We start from the raw sequence: 16,446 nt of genomic DNA, 5'->3' as shown, positions 1-16,446 counted from the left end.
GGACGCCCTAAGGACGCCGGTCGCAGGCGTGCCGGCTGGAGATCAGCCTGAGCCAGGGCGCCGAGTGGAAGGCGCTCATCAGCCCGTACATCAGGGCCATCCCGCTAACCGGTGACGCGTCCACCGCCGAGCACAACATCTCCTGCGCGCCGTGCCCGGGAACGCCCGTCAGCAGCGCCATGATCGCGAAGGTCGGCGCCGCTGCGAGGTTCAGCAAGTCTGCTGTGGCGAGGACGGACGGATCACCGCGTTCATCACGGACCGCCATGACGCCGGTCATCCTGGTCGTATTCGTCATGGCGACGCCACCAGAGACCCGCCTCGTTGCGTCCCCTGGGTGCTCGATCGAGCCACTGATACATGCCCCAAAGACCATCGAGCCCACGCGAATAGGTGGAATAGGTGTGATAGATGACGCCATCCTCCAGCACGAACGCGCTCATGCCCGGCCGCTCGCGGGTGAACGTGGCCGCGTCGGTTCCGCTCATGGCAGCGAACAGAGTGGGCCCGTCCGGTGTCGAGCGTGAGGGTATCTCGGCGTCCTCGCTCCCGTACGACGGCGCCTCGCGCTGGTAATTATATACGATCGTCCCATCGCGCTGCTGCTCTTCGGTCAGCGACACGTTGAAGTCGAAGTTGAACTCGCCGCCGGTCGAGGACGCCCAGGGAAACGTCCAGCCCATCCGCGTTTTGTAAGCCTGCAGCTTGGCGAGCGGCGCACGCGACACCGCCGTGAACGCAACGTCGTGATTCTCCAGATGGACGAAGACGCCGTTGAACCCATCCGCGATCGACGAACAGGACGGACACCCCGCCGTGTAGTCGGGTCCGAACATGAAATGGTAGACGAGGAGCTGCGAGCGCCCCTTGAAGAGGTCTTGAAGCGAGGCGCTCCCCTCATCGGTCTCGAACCGGTACTCCTTGTCGACCTTGACCCACGGCAACTCCTGACGCCGCTGAGCCAGCTCGTCGCTGCGCCGCGTCAGTTCCTTCTCCTCGTTGAGCAGCGCGAGCCGATCCTTCAGCCACTCGTCTCGTGAAGCGATTTGATGCTGCATAATTCATCTCCCTGCTGCGACGTCCATTACTAAACCATACGGTTGAATATAGGCTCGCACTCTGGATAGTCAACCGGATGGTTTAATGACGGCTGGCAAGACAGCGATCCGGGCGTCGGAATATTTATGGCAGCAGCCGTCTCCCGTGCTTCGAGCCGGCGATGCGCTTCGGCCGCCCATGGGCGACATACGGAATCCGGAATCGGCGATCGGCATGAGGGCCTCCGGGACGGCCTCGAAGGCTGTGACGACTATGCAAGGCGCGTCCGCTATCGGCTGATCCCGTTCGTCTGGTGACCGACGGCTATGTCACCTGTGTCACGATCTGAGCATTGGTGAAGTCGCGTTTGCCGAGATCATCGTCGCTGATCGCCGCATAGACGATACCGCCCGGCCCCCAGCTCTGCGACGATGCACCATCGTGGTACTCGCCGATCTGCAGCAGGAGATCGAAGTCCGGCTCGACGTAAGAATAGTCCACCAGATCGCCCTGCAGCAGATCGGGCCAGCCGAACAGCTTGCTGTTGTCGCAATGATACTTCCAGTTCTTCCCCGGCTCCGCAAACAGTTCGCCGTACATCGCCTCATAGAGGCTCGTTTCGGTGTCATCGAGCCTCAAAGCCTGGATGGCGCTACTATTGGGATGCGGAAGCTCCATCGTCTCGTAGAACGCTAGCCCGCACTGCACGGTCGGTTCAAAATCTTCGACTGGCGGCTCCGTCAGCCGGAGTCCGTCGGCGCTCGGACAATAAATGACCGCGTACTCGAATGTCGGCTCGCATCCGTGAACGTCGTCGTGATCGCAGAAGAACTGGACCAACCCTTCACTCGGCAGAGGAGTTTCGCCCACCGCCGCGTAAAGCTCGGCACAATTGATCTGGCCGATAAAAACCAACGGCTCAAGCTCACCCTCGGGCCAGGAATGCCCGGGCGCCATGATTGGTAGCCCACCGAACCTGGACGATCTGGGATCGTTCGCGGCTTCAGTCGGACGCAGCAGGATCGCTCGGCGTATCAGCGCCGACATCTCTTCGACGCGGCGTCCGGAAAACCGCGTCCTTATCGCCCCGATGACGGCATCGCGCGAATGACAGGCGGGCGCGCCGGGAAATGGCAGCACCCGAGGAATCTCCAGCGCCCTTGAAATGCCGGCGGCCATACGCTCACGACTATCCAGCCAGCGCGCGGCGCGCGATCCTATTTCGCCGCCACGCGCGACCAAGCCGCTCACCGTCGCCTCGGCATCCTGAACCATGAACCGTCGCCAGCCACAATACCAGGCGGTGGTCATCTGCACGTCCGGATCCGGATGATTGAGCAACGCGCGAAACAATTCGGTGTTGGCGGGGCTCGCCTCGGCCTGCTCGTAAAGCCGATTTTGCCTCGTGATCAGCCGATTGGTGCGGCCGATATGAGCGGTTTCCTTTATCTCGCGCGACAGTTGCGCAATCTCATTGACCAGTTCCATCAGATATCCCCCAGCCCTGCGCAACTCGATCTTCAGTGCAACCTTCCCGCGCACAGAAAAGCTCATCGGCGCAAAACATGCAAGATCAAAACGTGAACAAAATTTTCATCAATTGCGCTGATGGCGACACGCCGATACGACTTTCAAGACTCCGATCGGGCCACCCGGAGAGACGTTTTGCCCAGGTTCACGAACAAGCGCGTCCTCATCACCGGTGGCACCAGCGGCATCGGTCTGGCGGGCGCGAAACGCATCGTCGATGAAGGCGGCCAGGTACTCGTCACCGGGCTGAACGAAAGGCGGCTGGACGAGTCCCGGCGCGCCATTCCGACGGCCGCCGTCCTCCGCAACGATGCCGCAGACCCGTCCTCAGCGGATGAACTCGCTGCCCGGGTCCAATCCATCGGCAAGCTCGACGGCCTATGGCTGAATGCGGGCTATGCGGCGGTCGGAACCGTCGAGGAGGTCACGGCCGATTTCTTCGATCGCATGATGAGCGCCAATGTGCGTGGTCCGGTGCTCCAGCTCGCGCGGCTGTCCCATCTCATCAACGAGGGCGGCTCGGTGGTCGTCACCTCGTCGACGTCGACCTACGAAGGCGCCGGCATGGCCAGCGTCTATTCCGCCACCAAGGGAGCGCTCGTTGCCCTCGCACGCTGCTGGGCGTCCGCCCTCGCGCCCCGCGGCATTCGGGTTAACGTTTTGGTGCCGGGACCGATCGAAACGAACTTCCGCGATTTCATGGCCGATGACCTTCGGGCTTCTTTCGAAGCGAGCGTCGTTTCCAACGTCGCTCTCGGACGCATTGGCTCCGCCGAGGAGGCCGCCGCCGTGGCCCTCTTCCTGCTGTCCGACGACTCATCCTATGTGACGGGCAGCCAGTACGCCGTGGATGGCGGCCTGACCATGCGATGAGCGTCAAAGCTGGGGAACCATGTCCATCACCATCTACGGCATCAAGAACTGCGACACGATGAAGAAGGCGCGTGCCTGGCTCGATGAGCGCGGCGTGACCTATCGCTTCCACGACTACAAGTCCGAAGGTCTCGACGCAGCCACGCTCGCCGGCTGGGTGAAGGAACTCGGCTGGGAAGTCCTGCTGAACCGCTCCGGGACGACATTCCGGGCCCTACCCGAAGCCGACAAGCAGGACCTCGACGCGAAGAAGGCGCAGGCGCTGATGCTGGCTCAGCCGAACATGGTGAAGCGTCCGGTGCTGGACGTGAACGGCAGACTGACGGTCGGCTTCAAGCCGGAAATCTACGCAGCCGCAACGACCTGATCAGCCGGCGGGCTGCTTGACGTCACCGAGCCCGATGGCCGCCGCCCCGCGTGGCTGGCGCGGCATCGGCCCGAAATAGGAGCCGATCTGCATGAACGGTCGGGCATGGTTTTTCACCAAATCGAGGCGCTGCAGCAGGCCCTTGGCCGAAAACGGCTTCACCAGAATTTCGTTTACGCCGAGCTGCATGGCCTGCTCGATGCGGTGACGCTCGGTATGGCCGGTCATCATGATGATCGGCACGGTCGCATTGGCGGAGGTTTCCGGGTTGCGGACGAGGCGGATCATCTCCGCGCCGGTCAGCATCGGCATTTCCCAATCGACGAGAAGAACGTCGGGCCGGAACTGCTCCAGCAGTTCGAGCCCCTGCGCGCCGTCGCCGGCCTCGTAGACGCGCTGCACGCCGAAGCCGATCAGGAGGCTGCGGACGATCTTGCGAAGATAGGCGTCGTCATCGACGACGAGCACTGCAGTCTGAGCGTAGGGGGACGTAGCCAAAGGCCTGTCTCGCGAATTCAGCAATAGCCTTTATCGCCTGTCAGGCGTTAGGGACCCGTGAACGGAACTGTCGAAAATGCGGTGTCCGGCACCTATTTGGCGTTAAGCATCGAAGGAGCGCGCGATGAAGAAACCGGTCGTCGTCACCCTGCCCCATCATCACACCAAGGCCGAAGCAACGAAGCGCATCCGCGAGGGCCTGGATTCGATCAAGCCTCAGCTTGCGAGCTATGCCTCGTCCCTGGAGGACGAATGGCAGGGCGACGACCTGAATTTCAAAATGGTGATGTTGAAACAGTCGGTGACGGGTCGGATTCACGTGATGGACCAGCAGGTCCGGGTCGAGGTCGACCTTCCTTGGGTACTCGCGACGATCGCCGAGAAGGTCAAGGGGCAGATCGAGAAGCGCGGTTCGCAGATGCTTCTCACAAAGAAATGACGCTAGCGGATGATGTCGTGCTCGACCTTGTCGCCACGCTTGAGGCCGATCTTCGCCGCGGTGCCCGCCGCGAGCTCCAACACGTATTTCACGTCCACGCCTGAATCGATCGTCCTGGTCGAGAGTGGAGTGGTCCTCTCCTCGACGCGATGCACGACGCCGTCCGCACGGATGAACACCATGTCGAGCGAGACATAAGTGTTCTGCATCCACATCGAGACCGGCTGCTCCCGGCCGAAATCGAACAGCATCCCATAATCCGGCGCGATTTCGCGGCGGTACATCAGGCCGCGGGCGCGGTCATTATCGTCCTTCGCGACCTCGACATTGAAGACGTGTTCGCCGCTGGCCGTATCGATCGTCAGTTTCGTCAGGTTCGCGGCATGCGCCGCCGGCACCAAGACGAGCAGCGCCCATAGCAGGCAAAGACCAAGGCGCATCATGTGGGAGAATTTCAGTGCGAGGACGGGCCCTGGATCGGACCGCCGTCCGGGTGGACTTCCGCCGCCATCAGGCCGTTCGGTCCCTGCCCGTAGCGCACCAGCACCGTCTGGCCGGGCTTCAGCTCCGCGAGGCCATAGCGACGCAAAGTCTCCATATGGACGAAGATATCCGGAGAGCCATCGCCCCGCGTCAGGAAGCCGAAGCCGCGCAGCCGGTTGAACCATTTCACTTCCACCCGCTCGAGATTGCTGGTGGGAGTAACGTTCACATGCGTCCGCGGCGGAAGCTGGGCGGGATGAACCGCCGTCGATGTGTCCATGGAGAGGATGCGGAACGCCTGCATGCCCTTGGCGCGAGCCTGCGCCTCGCAAACGATGCGGGCACCTTCGTTCGCCGTCTGGAAACCGCCCGCGCGGAGGACTGTGACGTGCAAAAGCACATCTGGTCCGCCCGCATCCGGGACGATAAATCCGTAGCCTTTAGCGACATCGAACCACTTGATCACGCCTGCGACCTCTACAAGGTCGAGGGGATGCGATTCGTCTGTCTCTTCCGACTGCTGTGGCCCCAGCCCCGCCTGGCTGCGCATACCGTCAGATCCCATCTCGCTGCTCGCCGCCTCATTCCGCGAGTCGCTATTCAATCCAGAATAGCAGTGACTTGATCGACGGGAAGCGAAAAGTGGCCAAATCTTGGCGCCTGTGATTCAGGGTGACCGAAAAGCCTCACCCACCCCTAACTCTGGACTTGAGATCGCCGTTCCACCCCATATTTTCCAAAGCCCGCAAGCCAGAGGATTTCCCATGCGCTATCTCCACACCATGGTCCGCGTCCGCGATATCGATGCTTCGCTCGATTTCTACTGCCGGAAGCTCGGACTGGTCGAAACCCGGCGCAAAGACGTGCCGGAAGGCAAATTCACCCTCATCTTTCTGGCCGCGCCCGAAGACAAGGACCGGGCCGAGGCCGAGCGGGCACCCGAGATCGAGCTGACCTATAACTGGGATCCGGAAGAGTACGGCGAGGGTCGCAATTTCGGCCACCTCGCCTTCGTCGTCGACAATATCTACGAGACCTGCGAGCGCCTCCAGAAGGAAGGCGTCGTCATCAATCGGCCTCCGCGTGACGGCAACATGGCCTTCGTCCGCTCGCCCGACAACATCTCGATCGAGCTGCTGCAGAAAGGCCCGGCGCTGCCCAAGCAGGAACCCTGGGCCTCGATGCCGAACACCGGCAAGTGGTGAGCCAGATGCGCAGCAATCTCGTTTCCACCGATTGGCTGGCGAACAATCTCAGCCGCTCGGACGTCGTTGTGCTTGACGCCAGCTGGTACACGCCTGATCGCGATCGCGACCCCGTCGCGGAATATCGCGCAGCACATATTCCGGGTGCCGTTCGGTTCGATATCGACGCCATCTCCGATCATTCCTCGAGCCTGCCGCACACTTTGGCCTCGCCCGAGACGTTCGCCGCGGCAGTCGGAAAGCTCGGTGTCTCCGACGACATGACGGTGGTCGTCTATGACGGCGCCGGCATGTTCTCGGCCGCTCGCGTCTGGTGGAATTTCCGGGTCATGGGGCTGAAGGACGTCTTCGTCCTCGATGGCGGGTTCCCCAAATGGCAGGCGGAGGGTCGCCCCACGGAAGCGGGTGAGGTGACGCGCGGGCCGCGTCATTTCTCGACCCGCTTCGATGCCGGCGCGGTCGCGCATATCGACGACGTCCGGCAGGCGCTCGATGACGGCCTCGCCCAGGTGGTCGATGCCCGCTCGGGCACGCGCTATCGCGGCGAGGAGGAAGAGCCGCGTCCGGGCGTCCAGCCAGGACACATGCCGGGCAGCCACAATGTCCATTATTCCAGCGTGCTGACCGATGGTCAGTTGAAAGATGCCAAGGCGCTCGAAGAGGTGTTCAGCAAGAACGGCGTCGAACTTGACGGACCGATCCTGACGACATGCGGCTCCGGCGTCACGGCGGCGATCCTGGCGCTTGCGGTCGAAGAAAGCGGCCGTCCCCTGCCCCGTCTCTATGACGGCTCATGGGCGGAATGGGGGAGCCGCAGCGATACCCCGAAGGCGAAAGGCTAGGCGGCCGCCGGCTTTGCGCGAGCTTCGGCTTCCTCCGCCGGCGGCGTGTGGGTCTCGCGCGCGGACAGGAACTGGCCGATCGCGTCGAGCCCTTCGACGTGATCGGAGAACACCTTCACCATCACGAGCAAGGGCACGGCCATCAGCACGCCGACAATGCCCCACACCCAGCCCCAGAACGCGACGGCGAGCAGGATCGCCACGGCATTCATCTCGAGGCGGCGTCCGACGATCATCGGCGTCAGCACCTGCCCTTCGAGCATGGCCGCGAGAAGATAGATGCCCGGCGCGAGCATCGCGTAGCTCACGGTCTCGAACGAGACGAGCGCGACGCAGGCAACGAGGATAATCCCGATCAGCGCGCCGAGATATGGGATATAGGTCAGGAACGTCGCCAGCACGCCCCACAGCACGGGGTTGGGCATGCCGATGATCCACATGCCGACCCCGATGAAGGCGCCGGTCGCGATGTTGATGCCGGTGATGGTCAGGAGGTAGCGTGAGACCTCTCTCTCGATGTCCCGTGAAATGTGGATCGCCCGCTTCTTGTCGCTGAGCGTGGGCAGGATCTTCACCAGCTTCTCGCGGAAGAGATCTCCGGACGCCAGCAGGAAGAGCAGAAGGACAAGCGTCAGGCCGACCTTGGCCACGACTGCAGGAACGCCCGTCGCGGCACTCCTTAGGAACCCCGGCTCTTTCAGGACGACTCTCTGCACACCGGGATCGTTCTGCGTCGTCATCTGGCTGACCTGTTCGGTGACCTGCACCACGAAACCGAGCGAGGCGCGGATTCCCGACAGCTTCTTCTGGACTTCGCTGCCGATCCGGGGCGCGTCGTCGATCCACTGCGATACCGGTCCGCTCAACGAATAGACGCCGAGGGCGATCAGGAAAAAAAGAAGCAGGACCAGAGACGTAGCCGTCATCCATTCGGGAATCCGCCACTTAGCTCCCGCCCGCACGATCGGGCTGAGCAGGATCGAGAACATGAAGGCCAGCGCGATCGGCATCAGCAGATCCTGCGCGAAGTACATCGCGCCGATCAGCATGATCAGGAAAATGCCGATGATCGAACTGCGCAGCAGGCCGCGCATCGAGACCTCGATCGGCTGCTGCCGGAATGACAGGGACGAGACTTCGGCACGTTTCGACTCTTCGGCCATCGGGTTTCGTTCCAGCAAAGGGAATGCTCGAAAGAACGTCCGATCGTCTTCGCCGTTCCAAGAGATGGGCTTGCCTCCGGGCAAAAGGAGGAGAGAATGCCTGCCCTCCCAATGATCGGACCTCAGTCATTCCATGTCAGCTTCTCGTGATCCGCGGACCCCGTTGGGCCCGAACACGGCTCTGGTCGCCACCGGCCGCGATCCCCTTCAGCAGCACGGCTTCGTCAACCCGCCGACCTATCGCGGCTCGACCGTGCTCTATCCCAACGCGGAAGACCTGTTCGCGCATCGGAACAAATACAGCTACGGCCGCCGCGGTTCGCCGACGATCGATGCGCTGACCGGCGCGATCAACGAACTCGAAGGTGCCGCCGGCACAGTCCTGACCCCGTCCGGCCTCTCGGCCGTCACGACCGCCATGCTCTCGGCGGTCCGGGCGGGCGACCATTTCCTCGTCGTCGACAGCGCCTACAATCCCGGCCGGCATTTCTGCGATACGACTTTGAAGGATTTCGGCGTCGAGACGACCTATTACGATCCGCTGGTCGGTGCCGGCATCGCCGACCTGATCCGCCCGAACACCAAGGCGATCCTGACCGAAAGCCCCGGCTCGCTGACCTTCGACGTCCAGGACGTTCCCGCCATCGTCGAGGTCGCGCACAGAGCGGGCGTACTGGTCCTGATGGACAACACCTGGGCGACGCCGCTGTTCTTCAAGCCGCTCGAGCATGGCGTCGACATCTCGATCCAGGCCGGCACGAAATACATCTCCGGCCATTCCGACATCATGATCGGCACCGTTTCGGCCAACAGAGATGCCTGGGCACGGCTTCACAACACCCATGGCAATCTCGGCCTGACGGTGGGCCCGGACGACATCTCGCTCGCCCTCCGCGGCCTCCGCACGATGGGTATCCGTCTCGCCCGCCATCAGGAGACCGGCTTCGCGCTGGCCCGCTGGCTGCAGAGCCGGCCGGAAGTTGCGCAAGTCATGCATCCGGGACTCGAAACCGATCCGGGCCATGCGATCTGGAAGAGGGACTTCTCCGGCGCGTCGGGTCTTTTCGGCTTCGAACTCCGTGAAGGCTATTCACAGGCGGATATCGAGCGCTTCCTGAACTCGCTGACGCTTTACGGCATGGGCTATTCCTGGGGCGGCTTCGAAAGCCTCATCATTCCCTTCGACACCCGCGGCCGTTCCCTGCCCTCGCGATTCAAGGGGCGCACGCTGCGCATCCATGCCGGTCTCGAAGATGTCGAGGATCTGATCGCCGATCTCGACCGTGCGTTCCCGGCTCTGCGAGGCTGAAACGAACGCGGCCGGCGCAATGCGCCGGCCGCTCGGCTTTCCGTCAGGCTCGGATTATTGCGGAGCCTGCTTCTGTTTGGGCATCGGCTCCGCCGACGAGCGGCCCGTCGTCGCATCGCTCTCGCCCTGGGCCACGCCGCTCAGGCCCTGCACATGTCGGCGATGCTCCTGCAGGATCGGCAGGGTATTGGTGGCGAACTGTTTCAACTGGGAATTCGAAGCGGATGACTCGCCATAGTTCCGGAACAGGGCGACCGCCTCATTATGCGCGTCGAGCTGCGCCTGGATGTACATCCGGTCGAAGGCCGCTCCCGAGAGGCCGCCGAGCTTCTGGATGACCTGGTTGTGCTTGCTGTCGAGCGCTTTGGGCGTCTCCGCGCCCATCTCCTTCGCAAGATCCATGAGTTCGCGATTGGCCTTGCCATGATCCCGGACCATCATCCGGGCGAAATCCTTCACCTCGGCGCTCTCGCCCTTTTTCAGTGCGAGCTCGCTCGACTGGACCTCGAATGCGCCGCCAATCGCGGCGTTTTGGACGAATTTTGCGTCCGCCGACTTCAACTGGCCCTGCTGCTGGCCCATCTCGGCCGGCTTCTTCATCGGTGCGGGGGCTGCACCCTGCGCGAAGGCCGCTGCCGGGGCGAGCGCAAGACTCGCCGCTGCGGCCAGAAGGATGTGCTTTCTCATTGGATCGCTCCTCTGTGGGCGGGCCCGCAGAGGTCTCGTGCTTGGCGTGGCCCGCTATCCTATGGAAACGAACCGAAGATAGCGGGGTTCCGAGAAAGTCTTCCTGATCAGCAGCTTACCTTCGCGGTAAGGTCAGACCTCAGAACGGAATCTCGTCGTCGAGGATCTCGCCCATCCGGCCCGAACTGCTTCCGCCACCGCCACCACCCGCATAGGCCGGCTGGCGACGCTCCGACGAGCCGGAACGGCCGTAATCGCCGCCACCACCGCCGAAGTCATCCTCGCCCGAACCGCCGCCGCCCCGGCCATCGAGCATGGTCAGCACCGAGTTGAAGCCCTGCAGCACAATCTCGGTCGAGAACTTCTCCTGGCCGCCCTGGTCGGTCCACTTCCGGGTCTGGAGCGCGCCCTCGATATAGACCTTGGCGCCCTTGCGGAGGAACTGCTCCGCCACCTTGCAAAGACCTTCATTGAAGATCACCACGCGGTGCCATTCGGTCTTTTCCTTGCGCTCGCCGCTGTTGCGGTCACGCCAGGTTTCCGAGGTGGCGATGCGAAGATTCGCGATCGGCTTGCCGTCCTGGGTACGGCGAATTTCCGGGTCGGCGCCGAGATTGCCGACGAGAATGACCTTGTTGACGCTGCCGGCCATAACCATCTCCGTCCGTGCGCGTGAATTGGGATTGAAGCCCACCCTAGTCTTTGGCCGGGCGGCCCCACAATATGTGGCGTCGCTGTCGCTGTAGACAACTCGCGTGTTCTCTTTATGTTCCTAAACGCTCCGACTCGCGGGTGCAAGGCTGATCGTGCTTTATCGACACGGCTTCTCTATATCTGAACTACCGGCGGCGGGGCCGGCGGACACACCATGACCAGCAAATTCATCTCGGTTCGCGGCGCGCGCGAGCATAACCTCAAAAACATCGACATCGACCTGCCGCGCGACCAGCTGGTCGTGCTGACGGGCCTGTCCGGCTCGGGCAAATCGTCGCTCGCCTTCGATACGATCTATGCCGAGGGCCAGCGCCGCTATGTCGAGAGCCTGTCGGCCTATGCTCGACAATTCCTGGAGATGATGCAGAAGCCGGACGTCGACCAGATCGACGGTCTGTCGCCCGCCATCTCCATCGAACAGAAGACGACGTCGAAGAACCCGCGCTCGACCGTCGGCACCGTCACCGAGATCTACGATTATATGCGCCTCCTCTGGGCGCGCGTCGGCATCCCCTATTCGCCGGCCACCGGCCTCCCGATCGAGAGCCAGACGGTCAGCCAGATGGTCGATCGCGTCATGGCACTGCCGGAGGGCACCCGCCTGTTTCTGCTCGCCCCTGTCGTCCGCGGCCGCAAAGGCGAGTACCGGAAAGAAATGGCGGAATACCAGAAGAAAGGCTTCCAGCGCCTCAAGGTCGACGGCGAATTCTACGCCATCGACGAGGCCCCGGCGCTCGACAAGAAGTTGAAGCACGACATCGACGTCGTCGTGGACCGCATCGTCGTCCGCCCGGACATGGCGACGCGTCTCGCAGATAGTTTCGAGACCGCGCTCGGCCTTGCTGAAGGCATCGCCTTCGTCGAATTCGCCGACGTGCAAGAGGCGGGGAGCGCCTCAGGCGCGACAGGGAACGCAAAAACAGACGAGAAGGGTCGACCGAAGCGCATCACCTTCTCGGAGAAATTCGCCTGCCCGGTCTCCGGCTTCACCATCGCCGAGATCGAGCCGCGCCTGTTCTCGTTCAACAATCCGTTCGGCGCCTGCCCGACCTGTGGCGGTATCGGCCATGAAATGCGGATCGACCCGACGCGTATCGTCCCGGACGAGACGCGGACGCTGAAGGGCGGCGCGATCGCGCCCTGGGCGAAGTCGACCTCGCCGTTCTACGGCCAGACGCTGACCGCGCTCGCCAAGCACTACGATTTCAAGCTCTCGACACCCTGGAAGGATCTGCCAGAGAAGGCGCGCGACGTCATCCTCAACGGCTCGAGCGGCGAGAAGATCGGTTTCATCTACGACGACGGCCTGCGCGCCTACGAGACGCGGAAGACCTTCGAGGGCGTCGTCACCAATCTCGAGCGCCGCTGGAAGGAAACCGAAAGCGAATGGGCGCGCGAGGAGATCGGCAAATATATGGGCGAGTCGCCGTGCCAGGCCTGTAATGGCGCGCGACTGAAGCCCGAGGCGCTGGCCGTGAAGATCGCCGGCAAGACCATTTCGGATGTAACCGAGCTCTCGGTGACGGCTGCTGCCGAATGGTACGGCGCCCTGCCCGGCCAACTCACCGACAAGCAGAACGAGATCGCGGGCCGCATACTCAAGGAGATCCGCGACCGTCTGAAGTTCCTGGTCGATGTCGGCCTGACCTATCTCACCCTCGGTCGCGCCTCCGGCACTCTATCGGGCGGCGAGAGTCAGCGCATCCGCCTCGCCTCGCAGATCGGCTCCGGCCTGACCGGCGTTCTCTACGTCCTCGACGAGCCGTCGATCGGCCTGCACCAACGTGACAATGAGCGCCTGCTCGAAACGCTGAAACGCCTGCGCGACCTCGGCAATACCGTCATCGTCGTCGAGCACGACGAGGATGCGATCCGCCTTGCCGATTTCGTGGTCGATATCGGCCCCGGCGCCGGCACGCATGGCGGCGAGATCATCGCCAAGGGAACGCCTGATGAGATCATGGCCCATCCGGCCAGCCTGACGGGCAAATACCTCACCGGCGAAATGTCGGTCACGATCCCGAAACGCCGACGCGCATTCGACAAGAAGCGGACACTGAAGGTCACCGGCGCCCGGGAGAACAACCTCAAGGATGTCACGGCCGAGATCCCGCTCGGCACCTTCACCTGCATCACCGGCGTCTCGGGTGGCGGCAAGTCATCGCTTCTGATCGACACCATCTTCCCGGCGGTCGCGCGTCGCCTCAACGGCTCGACTGCGCATCCGGGCGCTCACGACACGATCTCCGGCCTTGAACACCTCGACAAGGTGATCGACATCGACCAATCGCCGATCGGCCGCACGCCGCGCTCCAACCCGGCGACCTATACTGGCGCCTTCACGCCGATCCGCGATTGGTTTGCAGGCCTGCCGGAAGCCAAGACGCGCGGTTACGCACCGGGACGCTTCTCGTTCAACGTCAAGGGCGGCCGCTGCGAGGCTTGCCAGGGCGATGGCGTCATCAAGATCGAGATGCACTTCCTGCCGGACGTTTACGTCACCTGCGACGTCTGCAAGGGACGCCGTTACGACCGCGAGACGCTGGAAGTACTCTATCGCGGCAAGTCCATTGCCGACGTGCTCGACATGACCGTCGAGGAAGCCGCCGAGCTGTTCAAGGCCGTGCCGTCGATCCGCGACAAGATGCAGACGCTCGCCCGGGTCGGCCTTGGCTACGTCCATGTCGGCCAGCAGGCCACCACCTTGTCGGGCGGCGAGGCGCAGCGCGTGAAGCTGTCGAAGGAGTTGTCGAAGCGCGCCACCGGCCGCACGCTGTACATCCTCGACGAGCCGACCACCGGCCTGCATTTCCACGATGTGGCAAAGCTCATGGAAGTGCTCCACGAACTGGTCGATCAGGGCAATACGGTCGTGGTGATCGAGCACAATCTCGAAGTCATCAAGACCGCCGACTGGATCATCGACATCGGACCGGAAGGCGGCACAGGCGGCGGTGAGATCGTCGCGGCCGGCACGCCTGAACAGGTCGCCAAGGTCGAGCGCAGCTATACCGGGCGCTTCCTGAAAGATGTGCTGTCACGCAAGCCGAAAGCACGAAAAGCGGCAGAAGCGGCGGAGTAGCGAAAAGAACTGGCCACTTCGGCTATGAATTGTTTCCCGTAAACCACACTTCGCGGAAAGCTGCGCCTCGGGCGCCCTCGTAGTCTAGACCTCCGATACTCGGTCGATTTATCTCGACCATGCCTTCACGTGCGGTGAATGGAATCGGGGCTCAGTGTACATGACGGTCATCAACCGCCCGGACTGGCGGGGATTTCTGGCAGGAGCAGCGTTGCCGCTGCTCGGCGCAATGTTCCTCTATACTGCTATGCTTGCGACGGGCGTCGGGCTGAAGAGCCCTGCCTTCTATCATCTGCCCTTCGAGCCGACCGGTCGGCTTTCCGCCGCGATCTGGATCGCGCTCTTCGGTTTCTACGGCATCACCCGCTGGGCGGCGCTGCGCCACGGCGAGCGTGCCAGGACCGCGATCCATCTCGTCGAGGCGCTGATGGCCTGGGCGGTGATCTACACCTTCATCGCCGGTACGCTGTCCGACTTCTGGTTCGACGTGCTCAACGTCGCCTCGCTCTGCTTCGGCATCTTCGTCGCCTTCCGGCTGGTCCGGCTGTCGCGCTTCGTCGCCGCCTGGCTGTTCCCGACCTTCCTCTGGAAAGTCTTCGCCGTTGCGATCAGCCTCGGACCGGTCGTCGGAATCAGCTTCTTCTGAGCTAACATTCGTCGAATGATGGATGTAGCGATCATCGGCGCCGGTCCCGCAGGCCTGATCGCTTCCGAACGGCTCGCGCAGGCGGGTCGCACCGTCGCGATCTACGACCGCATGCCGAGCCCGGCCCGCAAATTCCTGATAGCCGGCCGAGGTGGCCTCAACCTCACCCATTCCGAACCACTCGACCGGTTCCTCGACCGCTATGGTTCCTCGCGGCAGCGCCTCGGACCGGTAATCCGCGCCTTCACGCCAGACAATCTCCGTGCCTGGGCAGCCGATCTCGGCGAACCGACCTTCGTCGGGTCGAGCGGCCGCGTATTTCCCAAGAGCTTCAAGGCCTCGCCACTGCTGCGCGTCTGGCTCCGCCGGCTCGCGGCGCTCGGCGTGACGCTCCATTCGCGCCATTCCTGGACCGGATGGTCGAGCAATGGCGGCCTCACCTTTCGGACACCAGATGGGCAGGTATCTACCCAACCTCGTGCGACGCTGCTCGCACTCGGCGGCGCGAGTTGGCCGAAGCTCGGTTCGGACGGAGGTTGGGCCGGGCTACTGACAGCGAAAGGAGTCGAGATCACTCCATTCGCTCCCTCGAACAGCGGCGTCCGCGTCGCGTGGTCGGAGCAATTCGTCTCGCGCTTCGCGGGAGAACCAGTGAAGCGCGTCTCACTAACCCTCGGCGACATGTCGGTGACAGGCGAGATGATGGTGACCGATCGCGGCCTCGAAGGAGGCGCGATCTACGCCCTCTCCCCCCCAATCCGGTCCGCTCTCGCCGCAGGCGAAGCCGTCCTGACCGTCGATCTGAAACCCGATCTTGCCGAGGCCGAGATCGCGAGCCGCCTCGACCTCCCTCGCCGGGGAGAGACGGCCAGCAATTTCCTTCGCAAGAAGATCGCTCTCTCGCCTGTCCAGATCGGTCTACTGCGAGAGAGTGCCGGCCGCGATCTGCCTTCCAATCCAAAAGCCCTCGCCCGATTGATCAAGGCCGCTCCCCTGAAGCTCGACGGCGTTCAGGGCCTGGAGCGGGCGATCTCAACGGCCGGCGGCGTTGCGTGGGACGCCATGGACGGGAATTTCATGCTCCATGCTCTGCCCGGTACCTTCGTTGCCGGAGAGATGATCGACTGGGACGCCCCGACCGGCGGGTACCTGCTCCAGGCTTCGTTCAGTACCGGCGTTGCGGCGGCAAACGGCATCACCAATTGGTTGGCCGCCGGATAAGGACACGGTCGACACGCGGAGTGCACAAGAGTGCACACGAACGGTACCGGTTGAGACGGTTCGGGAGCGGCGCAATTCTGTAGAATCGTGCAATCGGGAGCGAGGAGCGGTCTACCGCCCTGTTTGAACCCTTTGGCATCTTGTGGCGACCAAATCAGAGATCGCGAGCAAGACGCCATGGACATCGAAAAACTCTACCTCCGCACCGTTCTCAGCCTGGGCTTCGTCAGCCTTGTAGTCGGCGCCGCGGCCACCCAATTCTGAGGGCCGGATAAACCATTGTGTATGTCCGGTGACTGAAACTTTGTTTCACCGGCCGGCGTTGTCACGACATCAGCCGGAAATGCCC

Annotated in this window: 18 protein-coding genes; 9 read left to right on the top strand and 9 right to left on the bottom strand. The window is 62.9% G+C overall.

The window, feature by feature from the left end:
• Window positions 1–7: 7 nt before the first annotated feature.
• The 3 genes from ACFPFW_RS10580 to ACFPFW_RS10570 all read right to left on the bottom strand — a co-directional run bounded on the left by ACFPFW_RS10580 (window position 8) and on the right by ACFPFW_RS10570 (window position 2,592).
• Window positions 8–268 carry a hypothetical protein gene (locus ACFPFW_RS10580; protein ID WP_379771464.1) on the bottom strand — a complete coding sequence of 87 codons (261 nt, stop codon included), beginning with the start codon at window positions 266–268 and terminating at the stop codon, window positions 8–10.
• The gene (locus ACFPFW_RS10575; RefSeq protein WP_114955650.1) at window positions 255–1,058 is read right to left on the bottom strand and encodes a DUF899 domain-containing protein; all 804 of its coding nucleotides are present in this window, start codon (window positions 1,056–1,058) and stop codon (window positions 255–257) included. The genes ACFPFW_RS10580 and ACFPFW_RS10575 overlap by 14 nt, the downstream gene beginning before the upstream one ends.
• Before the next feature lie 304 nt (window positions 1,059–1,362).
• Window positions 1,363–2,592 (bottom strand): DUF1963 domain-containing protein, encoded by a 1,230-nt coding sequence (locus tag ACFPFW_RS10570; RefSeq protein WP_114955651.1) that lies wholly within the window; start codon window positions 2,590–2,592, stop codon window positions 1,363–1,365.
• 111 nt (window positions 2,593–2,703) lie between these two features.
• Between ACFPFW_RS10570 and ACFPFW_RS10565 the strand changes: the two genes are divergently transcribed.
• Together ACFPFW_RS10565 and ACFPFW_RS10560 are read left to right on the top strand one after the other, a co-directional pair.
• Window positions 2,704–3,441, top strand: a complete 738-nt coding sequence (locus ACFPFW_RS10565) for an SDR family oxidoreductase (RefSeq protein ID WP_114955652.1) — start codon at window positions 2,704–2,706, stop codon at window positions 3,439–3,441.
• 19 nt (window positions 3,442–3,460) lie between these two features.
• Window positions 3,461–3,808 (top strand): ArsC family reductase, encoded by a 348-nt coding sequence (locus ACFPFW_RS10560; RefSeq protein ID WP_114955653.1) that lies wholly within the window; start codon window positions 3,461–3,463, stop codon window positions 3,806–3,808.
• On the opposite strand, the gene ACFPFW_RS10555 is transcribed toward ACFPFW_RS10560, so the two are convergent.
• Entirely contained in the window at window positions 3,809–4,306 is a 498-nt protein-coding gene (locus tag ACFPFW_RS10555; protein ID WP_162799581.1) for a response regulator, read from the bottom strand. It abuts the gene before it with no gap.
• 124 nt (window positions 4,307–4,430) lie between these two features.
• Here ACFPFW_RS10555 and ACFPFW_RS10550 point away from each other — a divergent pair, with 124 nt between their 5' ends.
• Entirely contained in the window at window positions 4,431–4,745 is a 315-nt protein-coding gene (locus ACFPFW_RS10550; RefSeq protein ID WP_114955655.1) for a polyhydroxyalkanoic acid system family protein, read from the top strand.
• 2 nt (window positions 4,746–4,747) lie between these two features.
• On the opposite strand, the gene ACFPFW_RS10545 is transcribed toward ACFPFW_RS10550, so the two are convergent.
• Window positions 4,748–5,188 (bottom strand): DUF192 domain-containing protein, encoded by a 441-nt coding sequence (locus ACFPFW_RS10545; RefSeq protein WP_114955656.1) that lies wholly within the window; start codon window positions 5,186–5,188, stop codon window positions 4,748–4,750.
• 11 nt (window positions 5,189–5,199) lie between these two features.
• Complete coding sequence (locus ACFPFW_RS10540) at window positions 5,200–5,793, bottom strand: cold-shock protein (RefSeq protein WP_114955657.1); 594 nt, start codon at window positions 5,791–5,793, stop codon at window positions 5,200–5,202.
• Between the two features lie 199 nt (window positions 5,794–5,992).
• Between ACFPFW_RS10540 and gloA the strand changes: the two genes are divergently transcribed.
• Together gloA and sseA are read left to right on the top strand one after the other, a co-directional pair.
• Window positions 5,993–6,433 carry a lactoylglutathione lyase gene (gene gloA / locus ACFPFW_RS10535; protein ID WP_114955658.1) on the top strand — a complete coding sequence of 147 codons (441 nt, stop codon included), beginning with the start codon at window positions 5,993–5,995 and terminating at the stop codon, window positions 6,431–6,433.
• Between the two features lie 5 nt (window positions 6,434–6,438).
• Window positions 6,439–7,275 (top strand): 3-mercaptopyruvate sulfurtransferase, encoded by an 837-nt coding sequence (sseA, locus tag ACFPFW_RS10530; RefSeq protein ID WP_114955925.1) that lies wholly within the window; start codon window positions 6,439–6,441, stop codon window positions 7,273–7,275.
• Here the strand turns inward: sseA and ACFPFW_RS10525 are convergent.
• On the bottom strand, window positions 7,272–8,438 hold the full coding sequence (locus tag ACFPFW_RS10525) for an AI-2E family transporter (protein WP_379770610.1): 1,167 nt from the start codon (window positions 8,436–8,438) through the stop codon (window positions 7,272–7,274). The genes sseA and ACFPFW_RS10525 overlap by 4 nt on opposite strands.
• Window positions 8,439–8,601: 163 nt before the next feature.
• Between ACFPFW_RS10525 and metC the strand changes: the two genes are divergently transcribed.
• The gene (gene metC / locus ACFPFW_RS10520) at window positions 8,602–9,747 is read left to right on the top strand and encodes a cystathionine beta-lyase (protein ID WP_379770607.1); all 1,146 of its coding nucleotides are present in this window, start codon (window positions 8,602–8,604) and stop codon (window positions 9,745–9,747) included.
• Window positions 9,748–9,801: 54 nt separating this feature from the next.
• Here the strand turns inward: metC and ACFPFW_RS10515 are convergent, their stop codons facing one another.
• Both ACFPFW_RS10515 and ACFPFW_RS10510 read right to left on the bottom strand, forming a co-directional pair.
• On the bottom strand, window positions 9,802–10,434 hold the full coding sequence (locus ACFPFW_RS10515; protein ID WP_114955660.1) for a DUF4142 domain-containing protein: 633 nt from the start codon (window positions 10,432–10,434) through the stop codon (window positions 9,802–9,804).
• 139 nt (window positions 10,435–10,573) lie between these two features.
• Window positions 10,574–11,086 (bottom strand): single-stranded DNA-binding protein, encoded by a 513-nt coding sequence (locus tag ACFPFW_RS10510; protein ID WP_114955661.1) that lies wholly within the window; start codon window positions 11,084–11,086, stop codon window positions 10,574–10,576.
• Window positions 11,087–11,302: 216 nt separating this feature from the next.
• Between ACFPFW_RS10510 and uvrA the strand changes: the two genes are divergently transcribed.
• The 3 genes from uvrA to ACFPFW_RS10495 all read left to right on the top strand — a co-directional run bounded on the left by uvrA (window position 11,303) and on the right by ACFPFW_RS10495 (window position 16,097).
• Window positions 11,303–14,230 carry an excinuclease ABC subunit UvrA gene (uvrA, locus tag ACFPFW_RS10505; RefSeq protein WP_114955662.1) on the top strand — a complete coding sequence of 976 codons (2,928 nt, stop codon included), beginning with the start codon at window positions 11,303–11,305 and terminating at the stop codon, window positions 14,228–14,230.
• Between the two features lie 160 nt (window positions 14,231–14,390).
• On the top strand, window positions 14,391–14,876 hold the full coding sequence (locus ACFPFW_RS10500; RefSeq protein ID WP_162799582.1) for a tryptophan-rich sensory protein: 486 nt from the start codon (window positions 14,391–14,393) through the stop codon (window positions 14,874–14,876).
• Between the two features lie 15 nt (window positions 14,877–14,891).
• Window positions 14,892–16,097, top strand: a complete 1,206-nt coding sequence (locus ACFPFW_RS10495) for a BaiN/RdsA family NAD(P)/FAD-dependent oxidoreductase (protein WP_379770602.1) — start codon at window positions 14,892–14,894, stop codon at window positions 16,095–16,097.
• The last annotated feature ends 349 nt before the right edge of the window (window positions 16,098–16,446 follow it).

The organism is Flaviflagellibacter deserti (assembly GCF_042652085.1).
In the GTDB taxonomy this organism is placed as follows: Bacteria; Pseudomonadota; Alphaproteobacteria; order Rhizobiales; family Methylopilaceae; genus Flaviflagellibacter; species Flaviflagellibacter deserti.
This window is presented reverse-complemented; position numbering and strand designations above follow the sequence as displayed.

What these genes read in the sequence shown, in the direction of transcription:
- ACFPFW_RS10580 (WP_379771464.1), bottom strand. Translation starts at nt 268, where the DNA reads ATGGCGGTCCGTGATGAACGCGGTGATCCGTCCGTCCTCGCCACAGCA.
- ACFPFW_RS10575 (WP_114955650.1), bottom strand. Translation starts at nt 1,058, where the DNA reads ATGCAGCATCAAATCGCTTCACGAGACGAGTGGCTGAAGGATCGGCTC.
- ACFPFW_RS10570 (WP_114955651.1), bottom strand. Translation starts at nt 2,592, where the DNA reads ATGAGCTTTTCTGTGCGCGGGAAGGTTGCACTGAAGATCGAGTTGCGC.
- ACFPFW_RS10560 (WP_114955653.1), top strand. Translation starts at nt 3,461, where the DNA reads ATGTCCATCACCATCTACGGCATCAAGAACTGCGACACGATGAAGAAG.
- ACFPFW_RS10550 (WP_114955655.1), top strand. Translation starts at nt 4,431, where the DNA reads ATGAAGAAACCGGTCGTCGTCACCCTGCCCCATCATCACACCAAGGCC.
- ACFPFW_RS10545 (WP_114955656.1), bottom strand. Translation starts at nt 5,188, where the DNA reads ATGATGCGCCTTGGTCTTTGCCTGCTATGGGCGCTGCTCGTCTTGGTG.
- ACFPFW_RS10540 (WP_114955657.1), bottom strand. Translation starts at nt 5,793, where the DNA reads ATGGGATCTGACGGTATGCGCAGCCAGGCGGGGCTGGGGCCACAGCAG.
- gloA (WP_114955658.1), top strand. Translation starts at nt 5,993, where the DNA reads ATGCGCTATCTCCACACCATGGTCCGCGTCCGCGATATCGATGCTTCG.
- sseA (WP_114955925.1), top strand. Translation starts at nt 6,439, where the DNA reads ATGCGCAGCAATCTCGTTTCCACCGATTGGCTGGCGAACAATCTCAGC.
- ACFPFW_RS10525 (WP_379770610.1), bottom strand. Translation starts at nt 8,438, where the DNA reads ATGGCCGAAGAGTCGAAACGTGCCGAAGTCTCGTCCCTGTCATTCCGG.
- ACFPFW_RS10515 (WP_114955660.1), bottom strand. Translation starts at nt 10,434, where the DNA reads ATGAGAAAGCACATCCTTCTGGCCGCAGCGGCGAGTCTTGCGCTCGCC.
- ACFPFW_RS10510 (WP_114955661.1), bottom strand. Translation starts at nt 11,086, where the DNA reads ATGGCCGGCAGCGTCAACAAGGTCATTCTCGTCGGCAATCTCGGCGCC.
- uvrA (WP_114955662.1), top strand. Translation starts at nt 11,303, where the DNA reads ATGACCAGCAAATTCATCTCGGTTCGCGGCGCGCGCGAGCATAACCTC.
- ACFPFW_RS10500 (WP_162799582.1), top strand. Translation starts at nt 14,391, where the DNA reads ATGACGGTCATCAACCGCCCGGACTGGCGGGGATTTCTGGCAGGAGCA.
- ACFPFW_RS10495 (WP_379770602.1), top strand. Translation starts at nt 14,892, where the DNA reads ATGATGGATGTAGCGATCATCGGCGCCGGTCCCGCAGGCCTGATCGCT.